At 44.1% G+C, this 24,038-nt stretch carries 20 protein-coding genes; 16 read left to right on the forward strand and 4 right to left on the reverse strand.

The features are described from left to right. Window positions 1-65: 65 nt before the first annotated feature. The 7 genes from SJY39_RS17215 (at window position 66) to SJY39_RS17245 (ending at window position 9,321) form a co-directional block, all read left to right on the forward strand. Window positions 66-2,102 carry a TonB-dependent siderophore receptor gene (locus SJY39_RS17215; RefSeq protein WP_016793072.1) on the forward strand — a complete coding sequence of 679 codons (2,037 nt, stop codon included), beginning with the start codon at window positions 66-68 and terminating at the stop codon, window positions 2,100-2,102. A 206-nt stretch (window positions 2,103-2,308) separates the two neighbouring features. After that, on the forward strand, window positions 2,309-4,438 hold the full coding sequence (locus tag SJY39_RS17220) for a TonB-dependent receptor family protein (protein WP_372275209.1): 2,130 nt from the start codon (window positions 2,309-2,311) through the stop codon (window positions 4,436-4,438). Window positions 4,439-4,525: 87 nt separating this feature from the next. Continuing rightward, complete coding sequence (locus SJY39_RS17225) at window positions 4,526-5,503, forward strand: Fe(3+) dicitrate ABC transporter substrate-binding protein (protein WP_010430638.1); 978 nt, start codon at window positions 4,526-4,528, stop codon at window positions 5,501-5,503. Continuing rightward, the gene (locus SJY39_RS17230) at window positions 5,500-6,534 is read left to right on the forward strand and encodes an iron ABC transporter permease (RefSeq protein WP_016793070.1); all 1,035 of its coding nucleotides are present in this window, start codon (window positions 5,500-5,502) and stop codon (window positions 6,532-6,534) included. Before SJY39_RS17225 ends, SJY39_RS17230 begins: the two co-directional genes overlap by 4 nt. Then, complete coding sequence (locus SJY39_RS17235) at window positions 6,534-7,505, forward strand: iron ABC transporter permease (protein ID WP_016788056.1); 972 nt, start codon at window positions 6,534-6,536, stop codon at window positions 7,503-7,505. Before SJY39_RS17230 ends, SJY39_RS17235 begins: the two co-directional genes overlap by 1 nt. A 2-nt stretch (window positions 7,506-7,507) precedes the next feature. Beyond that, the gene (gene fecE / locus SJY39_RS17240) at window positions 7,508-8,272 is read left to right on the forward strand and encodes a Fe(3+) dicitrate ABC transporter ATP-binding protein FecE (protein WP_016788055.1); all 765 of its coding nucleotides are present in this window, start codon (window positions 7,508-7,510) and stop codon (window positions 8,270-8,272) included. Between the two features lie 155 nt (window positions 8,273-8,427). Next, on the forward strand, window positions 8,428-9,321 hold the full coding sequence (locus SJY39_RS17245; protein WP_010430612.1) for a DMT family transporter: 894 nt from the start codon (window positions 8,428-8,430) through the stop codon (window positions 9,319-9,321). Window positions 9,322-9,424: 103 nt separating this feature from the next. Here the strand turns inward: SJY39_RS17245 and SJY39_RS17250 are convergent, their stop codons facing one another. After that, window positions 9,425-10,981: a carboxylesterase/lipase family protein gene (locus SJY39_RS17250; protein ID WP_016793068.1), complete on the reverse strand. Its 1,557-nt coding sequence runs from the start codon at window positions 10,979-10,981 to the stop codon at window positions 9,425-9,427. Between the two features lie 121 nt (window positions 10,982-11,102). Here SJY39_RS17250 and SJY39_RS17255 point away from each other — a divergent pair, with 121 nt between their 5' ends. Both SJY39_RS17255 and SJY39_RS17260 read left to right on the forward strand, forming a co-directional pair. Then, window positions 11,103-12,026 carry a LysR family transcriptional regulator gene (locus SJY39_RS17255; protein ID WP_016789641.1) on the forward strand — a complete coding sequence of 308 codons (924 nt, stop codon included), beginning with the start codon at window positions 11,103-11,105 and terminating at the stop codon, window positions 12,024-12,026. A gap of 273 nt (window positions 12,027-12,299) precedes the next feature. Next, window positions 12,300-12,668, forward strand: a complete 369-nt coding sequence (locus SJY39_RS17260; protein WP_372275211.1) for a VOC family protein — start codon at window positions 12,300-12,302, stop codon at window positions 12,666-12,668. A 182-nt stretch (window positions 12,669-12,850) separates the two neighbouring features. Here the strand turns inward: SJY39_RS17260 and SJY39_RS17265 are convergent, their stop codons facing one another. After that, complete coding sequence (locus SJY39_RS17265; RefSeq protein ID WP_016793067.1) at window positions 12,851-13,750, reverse strand: DMT family transporter; 900 nt, start codon at window positions 13,748-13,750, stop codon at window positions 12,851-12,853. 267 nt (window positions 13,751-14,017) lie between these two features. Between SJY39_RS17265 and SJY39_RS17270 the strand changes: the two genes are divergently transcribed. Continuing rightward, the gene (locus SJY39_RS17270; protein ID WP_016784216.1) at window positions 14,018-15,418 is read left to right on the forward strand and encodes an alpha-amylase family protein; all 1,401 of its coding nucleotides are present in this window, start codon (window positions 14,018-14,020) and stop codon (window positions 15,416-15,418) included. A 121-nt stretch (window positions 15,419-15,539) separates the two neighbouring features. Here the strand turns inward: SJY39_RS17270 and SJY39_RS17275 are convergent, their stop codons facing one another. Continuing rightward, the gene (locus SJY39_RS17275; RefSeq protein WP_016784215.1) at window positions 15,540-16,496 is read right to left on the reverse strand and encodes a LysR family transcriptional regulator; all 957 of its coding nucleotides are present in this window, start codon (window positions 16,494-16,496) and stop codon (window positions 15,540-15,542) included. A gap of 100 nt (window positions 16,497-16,596) precedes the next feature. Here SJY39_RS17275 and SJY39_RS17280 point away from each other — a divergent pair, with 100 nt between their 5' ends. Beyond that, window positions 16,597-17,949 (forward strand): MATE family efflux transporter, encoded by a 1,353-nt coding sequence (locus SJY39_RS17280; protein ID WP_016767323.1) that lies wholly within the window; start codon window positions 16,597-16,599, stop codon window positions 17,947-17,949. A gap of 150 nt (window positions 17,950-18,099) precedes the next feature. Here the strand turns inward: SJY39_RS17280 and SJY39_RS17285 are convergent, their stop codons facing one another. After that, complete coding sequence (locus SJY39_RS17285; RefSeq protein WP_010430581.1) at window positions 18,100-18,537, reverse strand: Spy/CpxP family protein refolding chaperone; 438 nt, start codon at window positions 18,535-18,537, stop codon at window positions 18,100-18,102. Window positions 18,538-18,738: 201 nt separating this feature from the next. Between SJY39_RS17285 and SJY39_RS17290 the strand changes: the two genes are divergently transcribed. From SJY39_RS17290 to SJY39_RS17310, 5 genes are all read left to right on the forward strand, one after another. Continuing rightward, window positions 18,739-18,984, forward strand: a complete 246-nt coding sequence (locus SJY39_RS17290; protein ID WP_010430578.1) for a hypothetical protein — start codon at window positions 18,739-18,741, stop codon at window positions 18,982-18,984. Between the two features lie 383 nt (window positions 18,985-19,367). Continuing rightward, window positions 19,368-20,372, forward strand: coding sequence for a response regulator (locus tag SJY39_RS17295; RefSeq protein ID WP_010430576.1), 1,005 nt, complete (start codon window positions 19,368-19,370; stop codon window positions 20,370-20,372). 1 nt (window position 20,373) lies between these two features. Beyond that, on the forward strand, window positions 20,374-20,811 hold the full coding sequence (locus SJY39_RS17300; RefSeq protein WP_004731659.1) for a PAS domain-containing protein: 438 nt from the start codon (window positions 20,374-20,376) through the stop codon (window positions 20,809-20,811). Window positions 20,812-21,678: 867 nt separating this feature from the next. Further along, a complete protein-coding gene (locus SJY39_RS17305; RefSeq protein ID WP_010430569.1) occupies window positions 21,679-22,722 on the forward strand; it encodes a GMP reductase in 1,044 nt (347 codons plus the stop codon). Between the two features lie 469 nt (window positions 22,723-23,191). Next, a complete protein-coding gene (locus tag SJY39_RS17310) occupies window positions 23,192-23,764 on the forward strand; it encodes a hypothetical protein (RefSeq protein ID WP_016799304.1) in 573 nt (190 codons plus the stop codon). Window positions 23,765-24,038: the final 274 nt, after the last annotated feature.

The following is a 24,038-nucleotide window of genomic DNA, read 5'->3' on the forward strand; positions in this document are numbered from 1 at the left end:
ATATAAATGATATTTGTTTTTATTCGCATCTGTTGTGATTTTATAAACTAAAACGGAATTAGATGATGAACATTAGATTGGCCTTGTCCCCTCTCGCTTTGGCTATTGGAGGTGCATTAACCGCAGTAGTTACCGTGTCGAATGTAATGGCTGCAGAAGAAATAATGACGGATGAAACCCTACAAGTTATTGGTCATCAGTACGAAGGTTACGCGGAGCACATGCCGCAATCGGGTACCAAAACCGATGTCGAATGGTTGGATGTACCGCAAGCAGTATCGGTGGTCACAAAGACGGAAATGCAAGACCGCGGTGCTGTACGTTTGGTGGATGCTCTTGATGGTGTTGCCGGGGTTAACAATACCTTGGGTGAGGGGAGCCGAGACCAATTTGTGATTCGTGGTTTTGATGCACTCTACGACATGTACCGTGATGGTATGCGTGATGACGGGACTCTGCAATCGTACCGAAGTCTAGCGAATATAGAACGTGTCGAAGTGGTAAAAGGCCCTGCAGGCGCACTTTATGGCCGAGGCTCAGCAGGCGGTATCATCAACTTGGTCACCAAGCGTGCTAACGGTGATAATTTCACACACGTCAATGGCAGTGTCGGCAGCAATAATCTGTTTGTTGGTCAGGTCGACAGCTCGATGGCGTTTACTGACAAAGTCAGTGGTCGTATCAACGTGGAAAGTCGACAGTCGGATTCTTATGTAGACCATGTCGATTCTAGTGATTTCTTTATCGCACCCACCATTCGTGTATTACCTTCTGAGGGGCATACCATAGATCTTGATGTCGAATATGCTCACCAAGAGCTAGTGCCATATCGTGGGGTTCCATCTAAAAATGGTAAGCCTGTCGATGTCTCTGAAAGCACGTTTTATGGCGGTAGGAATGACTATCAAGAGTCAGACAGTATTCGTGTTGGTGTTAATTATGAATGGCTTTTGAACAGTGAATGGGCATGGACAAACCGCGCAGCATACAACCATATTGAGCTTGAACAAAAAGGTACGCGTCAAGGCACGGTAACAGGGGACCAAGTATCTCAAACCGTGAACAACTTCGGCTATGATCCTCGTACCACGACAACACTACAGTCTGAGTTGGTTTGGGAAACTAACTCTAACCAAATGATGATTGGTGCCGATTACAACCAGATCAATATCGATCTCACTCTAGCTAGCGATCAAACCCTACCTTCACAAGACATCTATAACCCTGTAACAGGCCCAACACCTGATCCGGGCTTCAAACCTTTCCGTGATAACACGACAACGACCACTGGCGTTTATATTCAAGACGTTTATACCTTTGGTGACCTTTCTGTGATCGGCAATGTGCGTTACGACTCGATGGAGCTTGAACAGCAAAAAGCGGGCTCAGTAAAAGAGAATCTAAACGATGACAAAGTGAGCTACCGCGGTGGTTTGGTCTACCGTCTCAACAATGATATGTCAGTGTACGCGAGCTTAGCTCGTTCATGGCAATTGCCTTACTCCGGTATTTATATCAATCCTAAATTGGCTGAATTCTTCCATACCGATCTAAAAGAAGTGGGTGCAAAAGCTTACTTGTTAGATAGCGCCTTGATGCTAAATGCCGCGGTCTTCCAAATTGATCAAGAGCAACCAGAAACGAATATAGACGGAGACGTTGTTAACAAGATCGAAGCTCGCCACCAAGGTATTGAGCTAGAAGCTCGCGGTCAATTTACTGAGCAGTGGGATATTTCGGTGGGCTATAGCTACCTCGATGCAGAAAACAAAGAGACAGGCAAAAAGCCGAACGATGTGTCTGATCACCTGTTTTCTCTTTGGAGCACTTATCAGCTAGACGATAACTGGCGTTTAGGTGGTGGCGTGAAATACGTAGGTGACCGATACGCAGGTAATGATGAAGCTGTAGCGCTGGGTGACTACACCACGGTTGACTTGATGGCTGCGTACACCACGGGTCGTCACAAAGTTCAAGCGAACGCTTACAACGTGCTTAATGAGGAATACATTCTGGGCGCAACTAACGGTACGTCAGGTACTAACCAGATTGGTTACGGAGCGCCAGCCGAATTTATGCTCAGCTATGGCTATCAGTTTTAAAAGCCAATTCAGTTCTAAGAGCGAATTCATTTCTAGGAGTTAGTTCATTTCTAAGAGCTATTTCGACTCTAAAAACGATTGATTTACTCGCTACGAATGAGTGAACAGTTGGCCTCATTTTGGGGCCGTTTAGCCCATAGGATCAAAGCGTCGATATAACTGAAAACACGGCCTTTGATCTTAACCTGCCTACTTAGGAGATTTTCATGCGTTACCAGAATTTGGATGGTAAATCCTGTACTCAACCACATAAAAAGTTGCGTCTAAGTGCCCTTGCAATGGCCATCGCTTCAGTGACTTCCATGAGCGTGTTTGCTGCATCAGATCCGCAAACGACGACCATGGAAACGGTTGTCGTGACTGGCAGCTTGATAGGTAATTCAGAACTTGAGGATGTGAAAGAGTATCCGGGAGCTCGTACCGTTCTTACCGATAAGCAAATTAAAAAGACTGCAGCACTATCGATCGATTCTGCTTTTCAAAGCGTTCCTGGGGTGAAAGTTCAAGACGAAACGGGTACAGGTGTTCTACCTAACGTGTCAGTACGTGGTTTGAATGCGAGTCGCAGTGGGCATGCTCAATTTCTAATGGACGGTGTACCACTGACTCTTGCACCTTATGGTCATACCGGACAATCTATTTTTCCTGCCACTCTGTCGATGCTTGACCGAATTGATATCGTACGTGATGGTGCTGCTGTGCAGTACGGGCCAAACAACGTGGGTGGTGTGATCAACTTGGTGACTAAGCCTATTCCACACGAATGGCAAACGGAAATAAGTAATCGCTTTACTGTATTCGAGGATGGCGATACGCCGCTCAACGACTTTTATCTGCGCACGGGCGGTTGGTTAACCGATACGCTAGCACTTCAAGTTGAGGGGAACTTCTTAAAAGGTGAAAGCTTCCGTGAACACTCCGACACCGATGTCAAAAACTTCCAAGCGAAGTTGCAGTGGTTACTGAGTGATACTCAAGAGCTGCAAGCTTTCGTGCAGCGTTATGATGCAGATACGCAAATGCCCGGTGCTTTATCGCCAGATGATTATGACAAAGATCGTACTCAGTCGAAGCGCCCGTACGATGAATATCAAGGCACTTCAACGCGTTGGAGCCTGAAGTATTTACATGACTTGAATCTTGCAGATAGTGCTGAATTAGAAATACTGACGTTTGGCCACCGTTCTGAGCGTTTCTTCCAATGGGGCTTTAACAGTGCTGGTGGTCACTGGGCGGATCCGGCATTACCGTCAACCGATATTCGTACGTCACCACGTGAATTTGCTGTTTATGGTGTTGAACCTAAACTCGCGATGTACTTTGACGGAAATACGGTAACGCAAAACGTGATTGTTGGGGCACGCTACGTCAACGAAGATATCGATTACAAGCTCACTCAAACATCAATTTCTAGTGGAGTAACCACAATCCCACGCGACTGGCATCTTGATACTGACGCTTTTGCTGGTTACATCAGTAACGAAATCGGCCTGTTCAATGATGTACTGAAAGTCACTCCGGGTATTCGTTACGAATCGATTGATATGACGTTTGATGACCTGGGTACAGCACAGAGCACAGACAACAAAGTGACGGAATGGCTACCGGGCTTAACTGTAGCATACCACTTGACAGAACAGTGGGTGGTTTACACCAATGCGCAGAAATCTTTGCGTGCACCACAGATTGCTTACATTCGAGGTCTAGGAGAAGAGGGCAGTGAACTAGCATGGAACTATGAGTTGGGTGCGCGCTACAACCAAGATTCAACCAGCTTTAACATCGCACTCTACCGCATTGATTTTGAAGATCAGCTGCAATGGCAAAGTGCTACTCAAACTTTCGACAACATTGGTAAAACCCTTCACCAAGGTGTTGAACTTTCAGGTCGTTACGTGCCTCAAGCGATGCAAGCGTTGAGTTTGGGCGCTGGTTATAACTACTTAGATGCAACTATCGAGGAAGAGGGCGCAAACAAAGGTAATCAACTTCCTTATACGTCTAAACATCAATTTAGTTGGGATGCGACTTACGCCTTTAGCAAGGTAGATACTACTTTATCTGGTTACTACTTTAGCGAATCTTATTCTGATAATGCGAATACAAGTGCCGAAGATGCAACGGGCGCGACAGGTAAAGTGCCTGCCTACATGGTCTGGAACTTTAACCTAGGTTCGGACTTGTACAAGGATGAAAACAGTAAGCTGCGCATGAACCTTGCGGTGAACAACTTGTTTGATGAGGACTATTACTTCCGCGGTATTGATACCAGCCCAGTTGGTCGTTATCCAGCCCCAGGACGTTCTTACACTTTGGATCTGAATTATCAGTTCTAATACGTAATTTATTGAAAGTAATAACGAATAAAAGTCGTCAATACTCTTGGCGGCTTTCACGGTTCTAGAGTTTAAGGAAAATTAAATATGGAAAACAGCTCTCGCCTTTTGTTTTCGAATCAATTGATGCTGTCGAACGGGCTGCTGTCATTTAATAGGCCGTTTTTATGCAGCAGGATAGCGATAACCTTAGCTTTGCTGATTTTAAGCTTGTTCTCATTTTCAAGCTCGGCAAAAACGAGAACGATCCAAGATGAGCAAGGCCAGTTTGAGATAGCGACTACCCCGCAACGTATTGTGGTGTTGGAGTTTTCATTTGTAGATGCACTCGCTGCGGTGGGTGTTTCTCCTGTTGGTGTTGCCGATGACAATGATGCTTCAAGAGTGATTCCGGCGGTACGTGAATTGGTTCAACCTTGGGAATCGGTTGGCATGCGTTCTCAGCCTAGCCTAGAAGCCATTGCGGTATTAAAGCCAGATCTGATCATTGCCGATGCAGAGCGTCATCGTACGGTCTATCAAGATCTACAACGCATCGCACCAACTCTACTGCTTAAAAGCCGTGGTGAGACTTATCAAGAGAATTTGGAGTCTGCGCTCAAGATTGGCATCGCTCTCGATAAACAATCGTCAATGGAACAACGAATTCAACAGCATCAACACGCCATGGCTGAATTCAAAAGTCATTTCTCGCTCAAACAAACCGTCCAATTCGCTGTCGTGTCGGATAAAGGTATGTGGTTACATAGCCCCGCATCTTACGCAGGGGGCGTGCTGACCACATTAGGCATTGCGAGCCCTATTGTGAAACCAACAGAGAAGGCATATTTACCAACCAGCTTTGAGTTGTTGTTGAAAACCAATCCGGATTGGTTGCTCCTTGGTGCTTACTCTCATCCAAATATTGTTGATGATTGGCAGGAAAATCCGTTATTCAATGTACTAACCTCTGTAAAAAGTAAGCAAGTTGTAGAAGTGTCACCAGCACTTTGGTCACTGAATCGAGGCATGTTAGCGGCAGAAAAAATGGCGAAAAATCTTGAGCAGATCTTGGATCCATCATGAGTACGATGTTGTTCTCTAAAAGTAAGCGATTCTGGCCAATATTGTCGTGGCGAGTCACGTTATTTACCGGATTAGTGTCGTGTTTGGCACTTTCTGGTTACGCGGCCTCTATGACCGGGTGGTCTAATTTTTCTTTAACATTGAGTGACTTAATTCACTACTGGTTTGCGTTTGATGAAAGCAGTATGACTCATCAAATATTGGCGACGCTAAGAGCGCCAAGAGCTTACGCAGGGTTGTTTATTGGTGCGAGTTTGGCTGTCGCTGGGTTATTGATGCAAGGCTTGACGCGTAATCCACTCGCGTCTCCGTCGATTCTTGGTATTAACGCAGGCGCGGCCTGTTTTATGGCGTTAGCTGCAATAGGCATACCTGTGGTTAGCGAGCTAAATCCAATCCTTAATGCGGTTCTTGGTGCATTGCTAAGCGGCGGTGCCGTAATGCTTCTAGGCGGTTTTTTCTCCGCACGTTCTCATCCGTTACGTTTAGTTCTCGCGGGGATCGCCATTACGGCGTTATTGCTCGGACTGACACGAGCAGCGCTGATTCTTGCTGACGATATGGCTTATAGCGTCTTGCATTGGCTTACTGGCTCTCTGTCTAGTGTGGATGATGGGCAATGGCAACAGCTTTGGCCGCCTGTAGTGATTGGTTTGGTGTTAGCAATGAGTCTTGCTCGTAATCTCAACTTATTGGCGTTTGGTGAAGAGGTTGCAGTGGGGTTGGGCAGTAACATCAGGTTTACTCGTCTCGTTAGTGGACTGACGATCGTGTTGCTTGCCGGAGCAAGCGTCGCTATCGCAGGGCCAATTGGCTTTGTTGGTTTGTTAGTGCCTCATTTAGTTCGACCTATGGTTGGTCACAATTACCATTTACTGATTCCTATTTCCGCATTGGCAGGCGCAGCATTAGTCTCTTGGTCAGATGCATTATCACGAGCGATTGCTTTCCCTACTGAAACCCCCGTTGGTGTTATTACTGCTTTGCTCGGGACACCTTGTTTTATTTTGATTGCGACGAGGAGATCTTAATGCACCATCACACTAAGATAGTTTTGTTATCTGGGATTCTCATATTAGTGGCATCTGTGGGTTTGTTTGTCGGTGCAGCGTCACTTTCTATTCCTCAAGTCATCGAACATTTGGTCGCGTTTTCCAGTGACGACTTTGTTATCCATCAGTATCGGCTACCACGTATGTTGCTCGCGATAAGCGTGGGCGCAGGGTTAGGGCTTTCTGGGGTATTAGTGCAAGGCGTGATACGTAATCCGTTAGCATCGCCTGACCTTATGGGTATTAGCGCTGGGGCTGGCCTTGCTGCGACAGCGAGTTTAGTTTGGTTCCCCAATGCACCAGTCAGTGTGCTTCCGGTTGTGGCGATGTTCGGTGGGGTATTGGCTGCTGGGCTGATTGCGGTATTGGCATGGTGGTCAAGACCAACACCCGCCAAATTGGCGCTGATTGGTATTGCGGTGAGTGCGTTTCTGGCCAGTTGTATCGACTTCTTACTGGTCACCAATCCGATCGAGATCAACACGGCCATGGTGTGGTTAACTGGCAGCCTTTGGGGACGAAACTGGCAGCAAGTTCCCTTTATTTGGAGTGTGCTGCTCTTGTTGTTACCTATGGCATTGTGGCTTGCTTGGCGATTAGATGTGATGGGGCTTGGCGAGGAAAGTGCGACCACATTGGGTACTAAGCCAAAACAGATTCAGGCTCTTGCGTTATTGGCTGCTGTATTGCTTGCCAGTGTTAGCGTTTCTGTTGCAGGAACGATCAGTTTTGTGAGTTTATTGGCACCTCACTTAGCCCGCTTGTTGTTTGGGCATAATCATAAGTTGTTAATCCCAGCATCTGTACTGGTGGGGGCAATTCTGGTTACCAGCGCTGATGGGTTGGCCAGAGGTCTACAACCACCCATTGAATTGCCAGCAGGGGTTCTCACGTCTTTGATTGGCGCGCCATATTTCATCTTTCTTCTCTATCGTTATCGAGGTTGGTAACCATGCTTAAAACGCAGAATCTTTCCGTCGCGTACGGCAAACAAACGATCATACCGAACCTGTCTGTTTCTATCCCTAAGGGAAAAATCACCGCATTGATAGGACCTAACGGGTGCGGTAAATCTACCTTGTTAAAGACGTTAGTCAGAATTAACAAGCCAGTGGCTGGAGAGGTGTTGTTTGAAGACAAACCACTGTCGAGTTATGGCGATAAAGCGCTTGCTCGTTCGTTGTCACTTCTTCCGCAAATCTTGGTTAGTCCTGAGGGGATCACGGTAAGAAAATTGGTCGAATATGGCCGTTCGCCTTATGTCTCTCATTGGGGAAGGCTAGGGCAGGACGATCAAAAGATTGTCGAACAAGCAATGCGAGATACAGGTGTACTTGAGTTTGCTGATAAGCCAGTTGAGTCTTTGTCTGGTGGCCAGCGTCAAAGAGCATGGATTGCGATGGTAATTGCACAAGATACGGACGTAGTGATGTTGGATGAACCGACTACATACCTTGATATGTCTCATCAAGTGGAGTTAATGAACCTGATGCAACAGATGAATGCCAAAGGAAAAACGGTAGTTGTTGTGTTGCATGACCTGAACCAAGCCAGTCGTTACTGCGATCATTTAGTGGTTTTGGAAAAAGGGTGCTTAATCGCAGAAGGGTCGCCTGATGAGGTGATGACTGAAACTATGCTCAGTAACGTCTTTGATCTCAAAGCGAGCGTGTTTCGTGACCCTATTTCAAATACGCCAATGTGTGTTGCTATTTAGGAGACTATCAGTCAACTGGAAAGGATGGATACTTATTGTTTAATACCTTTGGTTTTTGGTAGTAAGTATCCGAAAACTTTGTTCTTACTTATTTTCCATTCTCATGTATTATGTGCGCCCATAATTGTATGACAAATGTGTAATTCTGTTTCCGTATGAATAAAGTCACCAACCACGCCATCTTGCTTTTGGTATTTGCAAACTTATTGGCGTCTTTTTCCGATGTCTCACTAAAAATACTTAATGGTGAAGTTCCCACATTTCAGTATGTGTTTATCCGCCAGCTATTGAGCGTGATTTTACTGCTTCCTTTTTGGCTAAAGCTCCCTAAAGAAACTCGCATGCAAGGCGGTTGCCGCATCAATTTTTTACGGGCTCAATTTATATTAGTGGGTAGTGGTTGTGCGATGATTGCCATTACACACCTTACCTTGGCGACAGCGAACGCGATGTTCTATGTTGGGCCAATCCTGATGCTTCCTCTGTCTATTGTGTTGTTGAAAGAAAGGCCGACATCATCAAAAGTGACCGCGACACTAATAGGCTTCGTGGGTGTGCTAATTGTGTTGCGTCCAGAGCAATTTCACTGGGCGGCGATTGCAGGGCTAGGCAGTGCGCTTGCAATGGGGGTTGGTAATATTTTGATCAAGCGTTTGAACGCCGAACAACACATTATCTCTACCTTATTTTGGACTAGTGTTATGACTCTGCCACTTGCACTGGCGTTTGCATTGCCGGCATGGGCCGCGATTGAATGGCGTCATGTAGGGTGGATCATGGCAATCAATCTATTTGTTCTTGGTTATCATGCATTGGTGGTGGTGGCGTATAAAAAGGCTCCAGCAAACCAAATTGCGCTCGCAGAATACTCGGGGTTAGTGTTTGTAACCTTGTTTGGCGTGATGTGGTTTGACGAGATCCCCGACATTCTGACACTGGTTGGTATCAGCCTCATCGTTATTCCAATGATGCCGATTAGATGGAAGAAGTTCTTTAGTTTAGGGAACAGAGCATCTCTCGATGTAGAGGTGAATCAGCCAAAGTCATAATATCTGTGGCTTAACCGCCGCGTATTGCAAAGACGAAACGTGCTAGATGAAAGAAAAGCGAACCTAAGTGGTTCGCTTTTTGTTTTTTATCCGATCTTTCCGCTTAAAACTGATAGTTTTTCCATAACTTCCGTACGGAGTCTTCGGGGTCATTGACCTGTTTCGATGTAACATCAAATTGCATTGTTGGTCGTTCTGATAAGTTATAATGAGACCAATCAGCTTTACTTGTCTTGATGAACGTTAGCCATTGATTGTGCATGGCATTAACAAGTTCAACTGGAGGCTGTGAGCCGACAAATGTTTTTACTTGTTCGTTGTTAGTGGTATTAAACACAAACGGTACGTCAACAAAGTGCGCGGCTCCTAAGTGACCATCAAACGCAGGTGACATCCAAGAAAAATTATAATGCCAAACATTGTTGTCGTTTTTAGTTAACTGTTGAGCAATGTGCAGTGCTGGCATTCTAAACGTAAAATCAGATTGAATGTCGGCAAACGTGTCTCCAATAGACGTGCTATTGCCTTCTGTTGAATACACATCCGCAGGCCAACCCTCCAATGACAAGTCAGATAATAATAGTGACTTCGTTTCTTCGGTCGTGTTGTTAACGGCACCACTTGGTACCAAGTAGAGTCGTGATTCTTGATCTGTGCTACCAACGATGACGGGAATAGAAGGTGAAGCTTTGGCGAGATCTTTCATTGGAGACTCAACAATGATATCCCCATCAACGACGGGCAAGAATGCGGTGCCTCCCCACGACAGCATTCCCCATTTGTCACGATCTTGTATGGTATGGCCCATATCAATAACGTTCTTAACTAATTCAGGAAATGGGACTGTAGATAAACCTTCAATGGTGGCTGGGATATTCAGTTTTTCAGTATAGCTTTGTGTGATTTTATCAGCTTCTTTTTGGGTTAAAAATGCCATTGGAGGGCTTTGCATAATGGCTTTTTGGAATAGGCCTTCGGCTTTTTCGGTACCTAATAAAATGGCAACACTTTCTGCCCCGGCTGATTGACCTGCGACCGTCACTTGGCTAGGGTCGCCACCAAAATCTTCGATGTTATTTTGCACCCATTTAAGAGCCATGATTTGATCAAGAATGCCGCGATTATCCGGTGTGCCTTCAAGGTGCATGAAGCCATCAACGCCTACGCGATAATTGATCGTTACAACGATCACGTTGTTCTTCGCAAAGCTTGTACCATCATAAGCCAACTCTGCTGCGTCTTCTCGGATAAAAGCACCGCCTGGGATCCACACCATGACAGGCAGCTTTTTATTTGATGCCTTGTTGTTGGCAGCAATGGCGTTAGTCGGTGTCCATATGTTCAGAGTAAGATGTCCGGGAGCCCCCACCAAGGTGATGTTTTTACCTCGACTTGGTTGTGGAACGGGTTGACCTGCTTTTGTTGCATCTAATATTCCACTCCAAGTTTCGTAGGCTTGCGGAGCTTGAAAACGGCGCTCTGCCGTAAAAGGGTTTTGCGCATATGGAACGTCATAAAATGTAGTCACACCATCATGGTTGCTTCCCATAAGTTTACCAGACTCAATGATTGCTACCGTTGAGTTTTCAGCATTTTGAGTGTGGGCAAATAGTGTATTACTTTGAATTAAACCTGCACTGAGGCATGCGACTAGTACCATTGTTTTTTTCATTTCATTGGGCTCGGTATTGGAATAGAAGGTCAGTATAAAACCTAGTTTGAAGTTGATATATATGCTATACGTCAATAGATTGTTGCATAAATCGAACTATTGAGGGTGTATGGATAGAATTATTTCAATGGAAGTTTTCGTTTCTACTGTCGATCTAGGAAGCCTGACGGCAGCATCTGAGGCTTTAGGAATGTCACGATCCATGGCGACTAGGCATATAACCGCGTTGGAAAAGTCTTTAGGTGTATGTTTACTATATCGCTCAACAAGAAGCTTAGGTATCACTAACGCCGGTCGTGATTTATTGCCTTTCTGCCAGAATATTTTAGAGCAGAATGCCCAACTATATAGCTTAGCCCAAGAACAGCACTCTCAACCTAAAGGAAGAATTTCACTGGTTACTAGCATTTCGTTTGGTCAGGGTTATCTTGCCCAAGCTATCGAACAATTCATGCTTAAGTACCCTGACATAGAAGTTGATCTCACGCTGTCGAATCAGTCACTGGATTTGATAAAACATGGGGTTGATATGGCAATCGAGTTGAGTAATGACCTGCCCGAATCTTTAATTGGAAAGAAATTGGCTGATTGTCCATCGGTGGTTTGCGCTTCCCCTCAATACCTAGCGGAACATGGGGCTCCTTTATCTCCCGAAGATTTACTCGATCACAATTGCTTGATCCACAAACGAATAGGCAATGATTGGCTGTTTGTTTCTAAAGCCGGTTCTAAATCTGCTCAGCCTATTAATGTAACGGTCACAAGTAACTACTCTGTAAATGATAGTTCCATACTTCTTAATGCAGCGATTAATGGCAAAGGTATAGCGTGTTTACCTCTGCCTTTTATTGACAATGAAGCACAAACTGGAGCTCTTACTATTCTGCTAACAGACTGTCAAGTGAACCCTGTTGGCATATGGGCGCTGTATCCCTCAAGACAATACCAGCCTAAGTTACATCGATACTTGTTGGATTTTCTACAACAAGACTTATCGTTGAAGCACGAACAAGTCGACTCTATTTATTCATGAGGTTGTTTGTCGCTTAGCTTAAAGCATGTGAATTAGTAAGCTCGGTGCCAAAGAAGTCACCTTAGAGAAGGTCGTCTAAACTTAGGGTCTGTATGTTATCGAAGTACGGCAATTTGGGCTCTAAAAACGTTCTCGAAATAAATGCAAACTAGTGCTTTACCTCAACTTAACTTGAGGTATTAGGATATACAACGTTGCTTACGAGAATACTTTAAGGAGAGAAGAATGATCCAACTTGAACATGTGAACTTAGTGGTAAAAGACATCCCATAAATGCTGGTTTTCTATAAAGCGGCATTCCCTCATTGGTATGTCCGTGATGAGGGAAAAGGGGAGTGGTCAGGTAAGCCACGTAACTGGTTGCACTTTGGCGATGAGTATCAATATATTGCATTGAGTGACCATGGTGAGGGTGAAAATAGAGACTTAGCCGGACACTCCGTTGGTCTCGCTCACTTCGCTTATGTGACCCATAATATTGAGAGTGTGATTGAACGCCTTATCGATGCGGGCTTCCCAATAGCCAAACCCGGAGCGGAAGAACCTTATCGCAAAAACGTCTACTTTGTGGATCCAGCTGGTTTTGAAATCGAGTTCGTAGAATACTTGAGCGATGATCCCAAACTGCGCAATGCCACGTAATAAAACTCGTTAATTGTCTTGGTTTGTTAGAGCGAGTTTGTTCAAAATAAAACGTCTAATAAAGGGTGCTAGGAAAGACTTACAGAAAAGGGCATTGTGGAATACTCCGCAATGCCCTTTTTCAATCTTTACTTGTTTGTCTGTTTGCCTAACGGCGTATAAGTCTAACGCTAAACAGCTAGCTATTTAGCTTTAAATGGCACCAATAACTGTTTACCAAATACATTGATTAGTGCGCCTGTCACGATCAGCCCACCACCTAGGTAAGTCCAAACTGATGGAATTTCATTAAATATCCACACGCCTAACAGTGCCGAGAATACGATCTGAACGTAAGAGTAAGCCGAAGCCTTGCCTGCTGCTTGGGTTTGCATCGCCTTGGTTAAGCCGTATTGGCCTATCTGTGTGAAAATCCCTACTAAAATCAACATCAATGTTAAGAACACGCTCGGCCACACAAAATCGTTCCAGATAAGAACGGTTGAGATTGGTAGAGCAACCAGTGGGAAGTAGAAGATGATCACCGAGCTGTCTTCAGTTTGGCTAAGCTTTCTCACAATTACATAGGCGATTGAGCTGCCAAACGCACCACATAATGCCAGCATAATACTGAATAATGGAAACTCGCTGCTCGCTCCGCTGTTCATGCTCGGTTGTACCATTACCAATAATCCCACTAGGCAGAATGCAATGCAGATCATGGTCGATTTTTGGATGCGTTCTTTGAGGAATAACACGCCCAGTAGTGCGGTAAATACGGGGTGCACGTATTGTAAAATGGTCGCCTCTGCTAATGGTAATGTGGTTACGGCATAGTAAACGCACATTAGCGCCGCAGTACCGACAGTACCACGCACGAACAAGAGTGGTTTGTTGTTGCCCCAAATCGAAATACGTTTGCGCTTCACATCGACATAACTGATGATCAACGACACCAGCGCCCTAGCTGCAACGATTTCGAATACGGGTATGCCATAGTTGCTAATGTATTTCACACAAGCTGACATCAGTGCGAATCCAAAAGCGGAGAGAATCATGAATCGAACCCCAACAGGGATTTGAGAAAAAGAGAAAGAAGGCATAAAAATATCAATCGGTTGAGGGAGAAGGAATCATAACTTAGTTTAGAAGCGCCGACCAAAGTCTTTGTCTTGTAATAGTCAACTTGACTCAATTAATTCTCATTTCAGTTATACGTGCCTTTATCTCACATAATATCGTCCATCGCTCAATTTTATAAAATCCACACCAACAGAAAGTGACGTTAATTCAACTCTGATTTATCGAACGTTTTAATTATTACACCCACTCATATCATTCTTGTGAATTTATAATGAGAGATATGTTCTATGAAACCAATAAATACCTTACTCATATCCACACTTGCCGCTTGTTCTTTCAGTTCAGCTACTTACGCTGATACCATTTTGCACGCTTTCAACTGGAAGTACTCAGACGTAACGGCCAACGCCAACCAAATAGCCGAAGCTGGCTATAAGAAAGTGTTGGTTGCACCGGCAATGAAATCCAGTGGCAGCCAATGGTGGGCACGTTATCAACCACAAGATCTGCGCACCATTGATTCTCCGTTGGGGAACAAGCAAGATTTAGCCGCAATGATCACTGCACTCAAAGGTGTGGGTGTTGATGTTTACGCTGATGTTGTACTCAACCACATGGCGAATGAAAGCTGGAAGCGAAGTGACTTGGATTACCCAGGCACAGAAGTGCTAAACGACTATGCCGGCCGCTCAAGCTACTATGCTGACCAGACTTTGTTTGGCAACTTAGCGCAAGGTTTTGTCTCGGCTAACGATTTCCACCCAGCAGGCTGTATTTCGGATTGGAACGACCCTGGTCACGTTCAGTATTGGCGTTTGTGTGGCGCAGATGGTGATGTTGGTCTTCCTGATTTGGATCCAAACAATTGGGTGGTTTCACAGCAACGTCTATACCTAAAAGCTCTAAAAGATATGGGAGTCAAAGGGTTCCGTATTGATGCCGTAAAGCACATGAGTCAGTACCAGATCGATCAAGTGTTCACGTCTGATATTACCTCGAACATTCATGTGTTTGGTGAGGTGATTACCAGCGGTGGGGCAGGCAACAGTGGCTATGAGTCCTTCTTAGCACCTTATTTAAACAATACTAATCACTCCGCGTACGATTTCCCGCTGTTTGCTTCGATTCGCTCGGCCTTCTCTATGAACGGAAGTTTAAACCAACTGCATGATCCAAAAGCTTATGGGCAAGCGCTCGATGACAATCGTTCGATTACTTTTGCGATCACGCACGATATTCCAACTAATGATGGCTTCCGTTACCAAATTATGGATCCACAAGATGAGCAGCTTGCTTACGCTTACATTCTTGGCAAAGATGGCGGTACGCCGTTGATCTACAGTGATGATCTTCCTGATTCTGAAGATAAGGATAACGGTCGCTGGGGCAATGTTTGGAATAGCTCAACGATGAAGAGCATGTTGAGCTTCCATAATGCGATGCAGGGCAAAACCATGACTATGCTTTCGAGCGATCAGTGCACCTTGTTATTCAAGCGTGGTAAAGAAGGGGTTGTGGGTATCAACAAGTGCGGTGAAACTCGTGGAGTTACTGTAGATACCTACCAGCATGAATTTAACTGGAATATTCAATACCAAGATGTGTTGAGCACTGCAACAGAAACGGTTACTTCTCGTTATCACACTTTCAATTTGCCACCACGCAGCGCACGTATGTTTAAGTTGTAGTGTTCAGTTATCTGGAAAGCCAGAATAAAAGCTAAACATGACTGTTCAGAAAGCATGAGCCGCAGTAAGAGTTGCGGCTTATTTGTGTCTGGTTTTGAGGTTTTTGCTTACTATTTTTGAGTTAATCTTGCGCTTTAATTACGCCAGACCAATGGTATTGCAGTGCCAATTGCTTGAGTAACTCAATCTCTTTTGCTGTTTCTTCTCTGAGCCAGTCAATAATATCGTCTATCACAGGAGTATGAGTGCGCTGGTGAATGTAATACGTCCAAGCACTGTGTTGTAGTTTGGCGTGCTCCGGACAATATAAAAAGCCACGTTGCAGTTCCTTTAAGACCAAAAGGAGATCCGTTACCGTGACACCTTCACCCGATAAACAGGCACTGAGTGCCATATCTAACGATAAGAAACTGGTATTTCTGACAGGCTTCTTTGGAGGGGATTCGACATCAGCCAACCACACTTTCCAGTCGTGGTGATCGAGTGTTGGGTGAATACGAGGCATCGTTAAAATGGAAGTTAAATCGGTGTCCTCAGTAATAACGTTCGTGGAACAAACCGGAGCCATAAACTCTTCACGTAAGAAGGTAATATCTGGTGCGTTGTCGTAACGTTTTTTGAAGCGAGTGTGAAAGATCAATAAATCATACTCACTACTATTGATTGCCTCATCTTCTTCTATTACTGGAACAATCACTATCTCATAGTCGGGGTAGCGTTCATTCAACTCGCGCACTTTGGATATCAGCACACGGGTTGCAAAGCTCAAGGTGGCTTTAATCACGATTCGTTTTTGCTTGGGATCTTTCCAAGACGCCATTACCGCTTCGATATTTCCATAGCTCTCACGCAATACTCTATACAAATCATGCCCTTGAGGTGTGAGTTCAATTGCTCTGTGTTTGCGAACAACCAGTGATGCGCTGAGCTCATCTTCAAGCTGTTTGATCTGACGGCTGATCGCACTCTGTGTTACGTGAAGCTCATCGGCAGCTAACGTAAAGCTCATCAGCCTTGCTGCAGCTTCAAAGGCTTTCAAACCATTATGTGATGATGGCAAGCTCGGATATGGGGTCATAATTCGTTCGCATGAGTTTATGGAATGTTAGAGTCGCAAATTTATCAATTGAACGCTAGCCCCATCGATCGTATTTTGGGCGAAATTAACTGAGGCGCTCATGAAAAAAATACTCACTCTTGCATTCCCTTTGATCATTTCACAGCTGATATCCATGGCTCTAGTCCTTACTGATGTTTGGATGATGTCACGCATCAGTGTGTCGGCGCTTGCGGCTGGTGGATTAGGGGCCTCTATCTACTTCTTCATCTTCATTATTGCGAGCAGTACGGTAGGCTGTGTCGCGAACTTGATTGCTATTGCTTATGGTCAGCGAGTCGCTCGCCCAGAGTTTGGTAATACTCAAATCAGATTAGCGGTGAAAGGCGCAACCATGTTGGCATTCGTGCTCAGTGTGACCTTAATGGCCAGCTTCTGGTTTGCGCCACTGGTATTAGAAGCGGCCAAGCAACCACCAGAAGTGATCACTTTAGCCATGGAATATGTACACGCTCTGAAATGGGTGATGCTGCCTTCCCTTATATTGTTGGTTCTTCGTGGCTTAACCAGTGCGTTTGGTAACGTGCGCTCTATTCTTGTGATGTCTATTATCACCGTAATTTTAAATGTGCCGGTGAGTTATTTACTGACGTTCCAGTTAGATATGGGCTTAACGGGTTTAGGCTTAGGAACCGCTATCGCGGCATTTATCGTGATGGTTGGATACACGGTTTGGGTATTTAAGCGTGATGAATTCAAGCAGTTCGCCCCTTGGTTAAACACAGAAGAGTACTCAATCAAGTTGATGAGCCCGTTGTTGTTAATGGGTTTACCTATCGGCTTGGCGGCGTTGCTTGAGCATGGGCTTATTTACGGCGGCACCTTAATGGCGGGGACGATCAGTATTGCCTCGTTGGCGCTGCATCAAATCTTGCTTCAATGTTTAAGCTTTACCTGGAACTTCAATTTCGGTTTCTCGCAAGCAGCCGCAATTTTGGTGGGACGCGATTATGGTGCGGGTAATTTTGAAGGAATTAAACGAACGTCAATTCAGAGCTTTATTTTAGTATCGGTATTGAGCGTGGTGTTATCTGCCGTGTTTATCCTGTGGCCGGAAATGATCGCTTCTATCTTCAAATTGGATGATGGTACAGGGGCGATGACTTCATTGCTGGCTTCTGTTATTTGGGTCGTCGCTCTGTGTTTTATTGTTGATGCTTGGCAACTGTTGGCGATTAATCTGTTAAGAGGCATGAAGATTGTCTCGATGCCAACCGTAATGACTGCCATTGGTTACTGGGTATTTGGACTACCTGCTGCTTGGTATTTGATGCCTAAGTTCGAATTAGCAGGAATTTGGGGCGGAATCGGTGTTGGTTTGGGTGTGACAGGTATTCTGCTGCTCATCCAACTGATGCGTGTCATTCAAAAGAACAGCAAGTTCCCGGATCTATCGAATCATGTTTATTCGTGAGCCGCTAGTTACACATTAAACACAGAAGCCGCAGTCATCGTAACGACTGCGGCTTTTTCTGTTCTCATTTTTCTGATTCGGTCTTATGTTGCATGCGATATGTATCTACGGGCAAGGATTAACCATCGCTATCAAGGCAAAGAGTGGCGTCTATTTGTTACCAGACAACACGGACTTCATCATTGTTTTGAATTGCTCTTTCTGCTCTTCAGTCAACACGTTATAGATGTTGTTCTTAAGACGCATTTCTTGCATCACCATCGACTTCTCGGTTGCTTGAACCGTGTCGATGACCTTTTCCATTTCAGCTTCATCAAAATCCGGTTGAGTCACAAGGCTGATCTGTTTCTTCTTAAGCTCTATTGCTTTATCCATATCAATCTCTGTTCTATCGGATTGATAGTCTTCTACAAAAGAGAACACTTCTGCTTGTTGCTCTTCGGTTAGGTTTAAAGAAGCAATGACCATTTGTAGCGGGCTCAATACTGGCTGAGGCAGTTGTTGTGGTGATGAAGCACTCACAAACGGAGCGGTAACGAGTAAAGCTGAAGCAGTTAAGACACAAAGCGACTTTTTCAGTGATTTCATTGAGTTTCTCCTGTTAATGGAAACATGAGTATAGGTAGCCAAGCTGAACTCGAGATGAACACGCCGTTCAGTTAACTGCGTTCAATTCAGTACTATGTTTAGATAAGCAGAAAACGAGTTAGACCTTGGTCTTACAGAAACCGAGCTAAAAGGTGACTAGAATGATTCGAGTTGCTTAATGTTTTATCAAGGAATGCACAAATGGAAGTTGGATTGTTCTGGGCTGAAAAAGGAATGTTGGTGCTTGGTGCACTGTTTGTTTTAACAAGCATGATGCAATATGGAAGGCGCAGTAGCGATTGGAAAGGGGTGATTACGATGTTTTACAAGCGTATCCCAATGAATATAGCTGAATATAAATGGTACCGTTTAGGGATCGCTCTATTGGTTTTTGCCGTGATCATACGTTTTGCGTTACTGATTCTATGGCCGTCCTATCAGTTCTAGCTTTTTTCCCATAGCGTTTACATTAACTTTTGGATACTCGCCTTGTGGGTCAGTGCTACTTTGTTTGCGCTTGTTTGTTGGACCTATAAAGGCGATAAATGTATGAGTCGTTCGAGCCATAATAAACCCACTTATTAAGGCTGGCATTTCATAAATTCGCCGCGTTGTTTCACCCAAAAAAGTGCTATTGCTCTATAATTACAGGTTGTTATTACCTTTGTAGCATATTGTTTTTCATAAAGAATAATGTCAAATAATAGCTTACCTGCCTGTTTCATCATTCTTACTAATAATCTACATATAAATCTATTCACCCCGTACCTGATACCATAATGATCTGTTACACTCGTGCCAGTTAGCTTTAATTTGTCGGTGGTGCATTTATGTCGTTCCCAGTTCTTATATGTGATGATTCTGCGTTAGCAAGGAAGCAAATGGCTCGGTCACTGCCTAGTTCTCTAAATGCAGATATAACTTTTGCTGTTCATGGGCTTAATGCACTTGAAGAGTTAGCTCAAAACCAGTTCAAACTTATGTTCCTCGACCTCACCATGCCGGAATTAGACGGCTATGGCACATTGGAAGAGATGCAACGTTTAGGCGATACCACGCCTGTTGTGGTTGTTTCTGGTGATATCCAGCCAAAAGCGCAACAGAAGGTAATGGACCTTGGTGCTAAAGCGTTTTTGCAAAAGCCGATCGATAAAGAAGCGTTAAAAGCCATTTTACGTGAGCATGTTGAGCCACCAAAACAGCCTCAACTCATTACGCCTTCGCCTTTAGAACTCCCAATTCTTCGCCGACGTGACATCTACATGGAAGTTGCGAACGTAGCGATTGGTCGTGCAGCAGATGCATTGGCTCGTCACTTCAATGTGTTTGTTCATTTACCACTGCCGAACGTTAACATCTTCGAAGTGAGTGAATTGCACATGGCACTTCGTGACCTAGCTGACAATGACCAAGTATCGGGTGTTTGCCAAGGTTTCAGCGGAGAAGGCATCGCAGGCGAAGCATTAGTCTTGTTGAGCGATTCCAGTGTGAGCGACCTTAAAAAGCTCATGAAAGTGCCAACCGAAAGCGAACAGTTGGAAGAATTAGAGCTACTGATGGATGTATCTAACATCCTTGTAGGCTCATTCTTGAATGGACTAGGGGAGCAATCTGAAGTTCGTTTCTTCCAGAGCTCTCCTGTACTGCTCGGGCAACACATCTCGATCGATTCGGTCATCGAAAACACAAGTGGCTCATTTAAGAAGACCATGACTTTCGAAGTCAGCTACAACATTGATGGCACTTCTATCCGTTGTGACCTTTTGTTTATGTTTGTCGATGAGTCTCTGCCTCTTCTAGACAACAAATTGGCCTACCTAATGGAGGAGTTTTAATATGCTGAATCTTCCTGCTGAATTTGAACAGTTCCACTGGATGGTGGACATGGTTCAAAACGTCGATATGGGGCTGGTGGTCATTAATCGTGACTTTCAGGTACAAGTTTGGAATGGCTTCATGACGCACCATAGCGGTAAGCAATCGCATGATGCGATCGGTAAGTCGATCTTTGAGTTATTCCCAGAGATCCCTGAAGAGTGGTTTAGGCTGAAAACCAAGCCAGTCTATGACCTAGGTTGCCGCAGCTTCATTACATGGCAACAAAGGCCTTATCTGTTTAAGTGTCGTAACGTTAGGCCAGTAACCCAACAAGCCGATTTCATGTATCAGAACGTGACGCTGAACCCAATGCGCTCACCAACAGGGCAAGTCAGCTCATTGTTCTTATCTATTCAAGATGCGACCGCTGAAGCGTTAGTTTCTCAAAAGAACTAGCACTGCTCTATTCACTAAACAGCACTTTTCTATGTGCGTATTAGCATCAGTCTGATCAGCGAATAAAAATGGCTAAGGTTAACCACTTTAGCCATTTTTTTTCTTTCTATTCTTTAAATCTTGTCTTTCCCCCAAGTTTTACACGTCAACCAATCTTCTTTTTCTGTGCGCTTTGCAGAGTCTTCCAGGTTAAATGAACGAAAGGGCAGCCACGAAATGTGCTTTTGGAACGGTAATGCTACGGGTTAATAGAAATTAGATTTATAAAGCTTGAGCTTGAAAGCATTATTTAATGGAGTGCGAGGGCTGGATTCTCAAACCCAAGTGAATCTCGACCTCAAAATCGAACCCATTGCACAGTGCTTTTCCAAATTGGGGCTAGTTGGCAAGGTGATGAGATTACCTAATTTGGTCGAGAACAAAGAAAATTTGGGAAAAAATCGAATTTATTTAAGAAAAAAGACAATTTTTTGTTGGAGAAAAGTGTGATTTTTATGTGATTTCGAGGCACTTTCTTCACATATTTGCTTAATGAGGGTGATATTGAGTGAAATAGGGAGGAAAACGATTGCGCAATAAACCGACAGCGTTTGCGTGAATAGTTCGCTAAGTTATTAATTAATAAGAATTTAGTGGAAAAGTAAAGCTGAGGGGTTTGAAGCAGGTATGGAGTCTTTGAGAGGATAGCATAAAAAAAAGTGAAATATCAGACTTGCTGTTACTAAATCACGACCTATAATGCTGAAAACCGGAGCGTCTGCCAACGCTCCGGTTTTTTTGTGTCCGAAGAAAAGTAAACTCGTCTGCCAACGGTTTTACTACGCATTTCGCGAGAGACACATAATTTTATGAATCAAGGAAAACACCATGCGTATCGAACAAGAACTTAAGTTAGGTTTCAAAGATGTACTCTTCCGTCCGAAGCGTTCTACCCTTAAAAGCCGTTCTCAAGTTGAATTAACCCGTGATTTTACATTCAAGCATAGCGGTCGTCAATGGTCTGGTACTCCAGTAATTGCAGCTAACATGGATTCGGTAGCAAGCTTTGAAATGGCAGCTGCTCTAGCAGAGCACGGTGTTATGACTGCAGTACACAAGCACTACACAGTAGAGCAGTGGGCTGAGTTCGCTAAAACAGCAGACAAGAAAACACTGAACAACGTATTTGTATCAACGGGTACGTCTGAAGCTGAATTCGAAAAAGTTAAGCAAATCATGACTCTTAGCGAAGATTTCGTATTTATCTGTATTGATATCGCTAACGGCTACTCAGAGCACCTAGTTGAGTACGTACAAAAAGTACGTGCTGAATTCCCAGACAAAGTGATCTCTGCAGGTAACGTTGTAACAGGTGATATGGTTGAAGAGCTAATCCTAGCGGGTGCAGACATCGTTAAGGTTGGTATCGGCCCAGGTTCAGTTTGTACTACACGTGTTAAAACAGGCGTAGGCTACCCTCAACTTTCTGCAATCATCGAGTGTGGCGACGCAGCACACGGCCTTGGCGGCATGATCATCGGTGACGGTGGCTGTTCATGTGCGGGTGACGTATCTAAAGCGTTCGGCGGTGGTGCTGACTTCGTAATGCTAGGCGGCATGCTAGCTGGTCACTCTGAGTCAGGCGGTGAAGTTGTAGAGCAAGACGGTAAGCAATACATGAAATTTTACGGCATGTCGTCTCAGTCGGCTATGGACAAGCACTCAGGTGGTGTTGCTAAGTACCGCGCGGCAGAAGGTAAAACTGTTTTACTTCCATACCGTGGTTCTGTTCACAACACAATTTCTGACATCCTTGGTGGTGTACGTTCAACTTGTACATACGTCGGCGCAGCGAAGCTAAAAGAGCTAACTAAGCGTACAACTTTCATCCGTGTACAAGAGCAAGAGAACAACGTATTCGGTAAAGAGTAATCTGAACAAATTCGAATAGTTTGAAAATCAAGAGCCGCTTTTGCGGCTCTTTTTTTGGGACTTGCAAACACATTATTGCCCCGAAATGCGTTAGACCAAATAATCTACGAAATTAAGGGGCGTGCGTTTTCCCTACCAAATCTAATCAGATAAAAGAGGGGCAGACCATACATTTTGGGATGTGAGCAGGTTTAAAATCGTGCTCAGAATCCTCTGAAGTTATACGGAAACTTTCGGAAATTTCTGATGTTCACATCCTAGGCGCTAGGCAATACGGGCATTAGATTGAGCATGAGTATGATTAACGTTATGATTGGCCACGTATAATTACTGATAAGCCTCAGTTTACATGTGAGCGAATAGTACATAAAAAAGTTGTTAATAAGAAATCTAGGTGGATGAATGTTAGAAGTTTTGAACAAATAACTAAAAAGAGTATCGATCCAATACTTAGAAATGAGAGTAAATTATGAAAGTTTTAAAGTTAATTGGGATATTTTTGTGTATGCTTTTGATTTTTCCAACATCTGCATCTGAGAACAGCGACACCCTAAATATTACGCAAACCAAGTTATACGACAGCTTATCTTGTGAAAAAGTAGGGAAAACAGCTTCAATTTGCCTTATTTCTAGCCAATTTCACTCAAATCCGAAAGCGTATGTGTTCAAATTTCTAGCTAGTGGTGACTTTGATAAAAACAAGGTTGAAGAAATTACGATTATGTATGCCACATTGATGTCTACATATTTGAACCCAATAACAGCTTCATTTTATGATGCGAAGCCCGCATTAATTGATATGGTGGATCAAAGTCAATTAAAAGCTGAGAATATTATCGTAGAAATAGAACTGAATAATAATGATCTTTATTATTCATCATACCTATACCCTATGTCGGTGAATGGAAAGGTGAGCTTAGTGCATAATTTTTTCGTAGGAAAAGTGGATGCTTATGAACACTTAAAAAGTGTCTGCCATGACATGAAAGAATTTTCAGAGAGCAAAATATATCTACAAAGGTGTACCTTTTATAAGGAATAAAGGCGAACCTCGGTATCCGCTCTAGCAATTTGGGACACTGAGTTACGTTATTTACCATACTTGAAGTTATTCCTATTTTATCAAATTAAGTAAAAGCTCTAAGTAATTCCTGTCCAGAACCTTCACAGGTTGAATTTTTACCCGTGGCTCGTTCTACCTCAGAAATGCCTCAAAATCCGTCAGAGCTAAACCCATACATATCCTGTTCCAGTTTTTTACCAGATTATTTAGTCGTGAAGATCTCGATACGATTGAAATTAATGTGAGGCTGATG

The organism is Vibrio sp. R78045, assembly GCF_042466085.1.
In the GTDB taxonomy this organism is placed as follows: domain Bacteria; phylum Pseudomonadota; class Gammaproteobacteria; order Enterobacterales; family Vibrionaceae; genus Vibrio; species Vibrio cyclitrophicus.

Excerpts from the sequence above, each read along its gene's own strand:
- SJY39_RS17215 (WP_016793072.1), top strand. The coding sequence starts at position 66 with ATGAACATTAGATTGGCCTTGTCCCCTCTCGCTTTGGCTATTGGAGGT.
- SJY39_RS17220 (WP_372275209.1), top strand. The coding sequence starts at position 2,309 with ATGCGTTACCAGAATTTGGATGGTAAATCCTGTACTCAACCACATAAA.
- SJY39_RS17225 (WP_010430638.1), top strand. The coding sequence starts at position 4,526 with ATGGAAAACAGCTCTCGCCTTTTGTTTTCGAATCAATTGATGCTGTCG.
- SJY39_RS17230 (WP_016793070.1), top strand. The coding sequence starts at position 5,500 with ATGAGTACGATGTTGTTCTCTAAAAGTAAGCGATTCTGGCCAATATTG.
- SJY39_RS17235 (WP_016788056.1), top strand. The coding sequence starts at position 6,534 with ATGCACCATCACACTAAGATAGTTTTGTTATCTGGGATTCTCATATTA.
- fecE (WP_016788055.1), top strand. The coding sequence starts at position 7,508 with ATGCTTAAAACGCAGAATCTTTCCGTCGCGTACGGCAAACAAACGATC.
- SJY39_RS17245 (WP_010430612.1), top strand. The coding sequence starts at position 8,428 with ATGAATAAAGTCACCAACCACGCCATCTTGCTTTTGGTATTTGCAAAC.
- SJY39_RS17250 (WP_016793068.1), bottom strand. The coding sequence starts at position 10,981 with ATGGTACTAGTCGCATGCCTCAGTGCAGGTTTAATTCAAAGTAATACA.
- SJY39_RS17255 (WP_016789641.1), top strand. The coding sequence starts at position 11,103 with ATGGATAGAATTATTTCAATGGAAGTTTTCGTTTCTACTGTCGATCTA.
- SJY39_RS17260 (WP_372275211.1), top strand. The coding sequence starts at position 12,300 with ATGCTGGTTTTCTATAAAGCGGCATTCCCTCATTGGTATGTCCGTGAT.
- SJY39_RS17265 (WP_016793067.1), bottom strand. The coding sequence starts at position 13,750 with ATGCCTTCTTTCTCTTTTTCTCAAATCCCTGTTGGGGTTCGATTCATG.
- SJY39_RS17270 (WP_016784216.1), top strand. The coding sequence starts at position 14,018 with ATGAAACCAATAAATACCTTACTCATATCCACACTTGCCGCTTGTTCT.
- SJY39_RS17275 (WP_016784215.1), bottom strand. The coding sequence starts at position 16,496 with ATGACCCCATATCCGAGCTTGCCATCATCACATAATGGTTTGAAAGCC.
- SJY39_RS17280 (WP_016767323.1), top strand. The coding sequence starts at position 16,597 with ATGAAAAAAATACTCACTCTTGCATTCCCTTTGATCATTTCACAGCTG.
- SJY39_RS17285 (WP_010430581.1), bottom strand. The coding sequence starts at position 18,537 with ATGAAATCACTGAAAAAGTCGCTTTGTGTCTTAACTGCTTCAGCTTTA.
- SJY39_RS17290 (WP_010430578.1), top strand. The coding sequence starts at position 18,739 with ATGGAAGTTGGATTGTTCTGGGCTGAAAAAGGAATGTTGGTGCTTGGT.
- SJY39_RS17295 (WP_010430576.1), top strand. The coding sequence starts at position 19,368 with ATGTCGTTCCCAGTTCTTATATGTGATGATTCTGCGTTAGCAAGGAAG.
- SJY39_RS17300 (WP_004731659.1), top strand. The coding sequence starts at position 20,374 with ATGCTGAATCTTCCTGCTGAATTTGAACAGTTCCACTGGATGGTGGAC.
- SJY39_RS17305 (WP_010430569.1), top strand. The coding sequence starts at position 21,679 with ATGCGTATCGAACAAGAACTTAAGTTAGGTTTCAAAGATGTACTCTTC.
- SJY39_RS17310 (WP_016799304.1), top strand. The coding sequence starts at position 23,192 with ATGAAAGTTTTAAAGTTAATTGGGATATTTTTGTGTATGCTTTTGATT.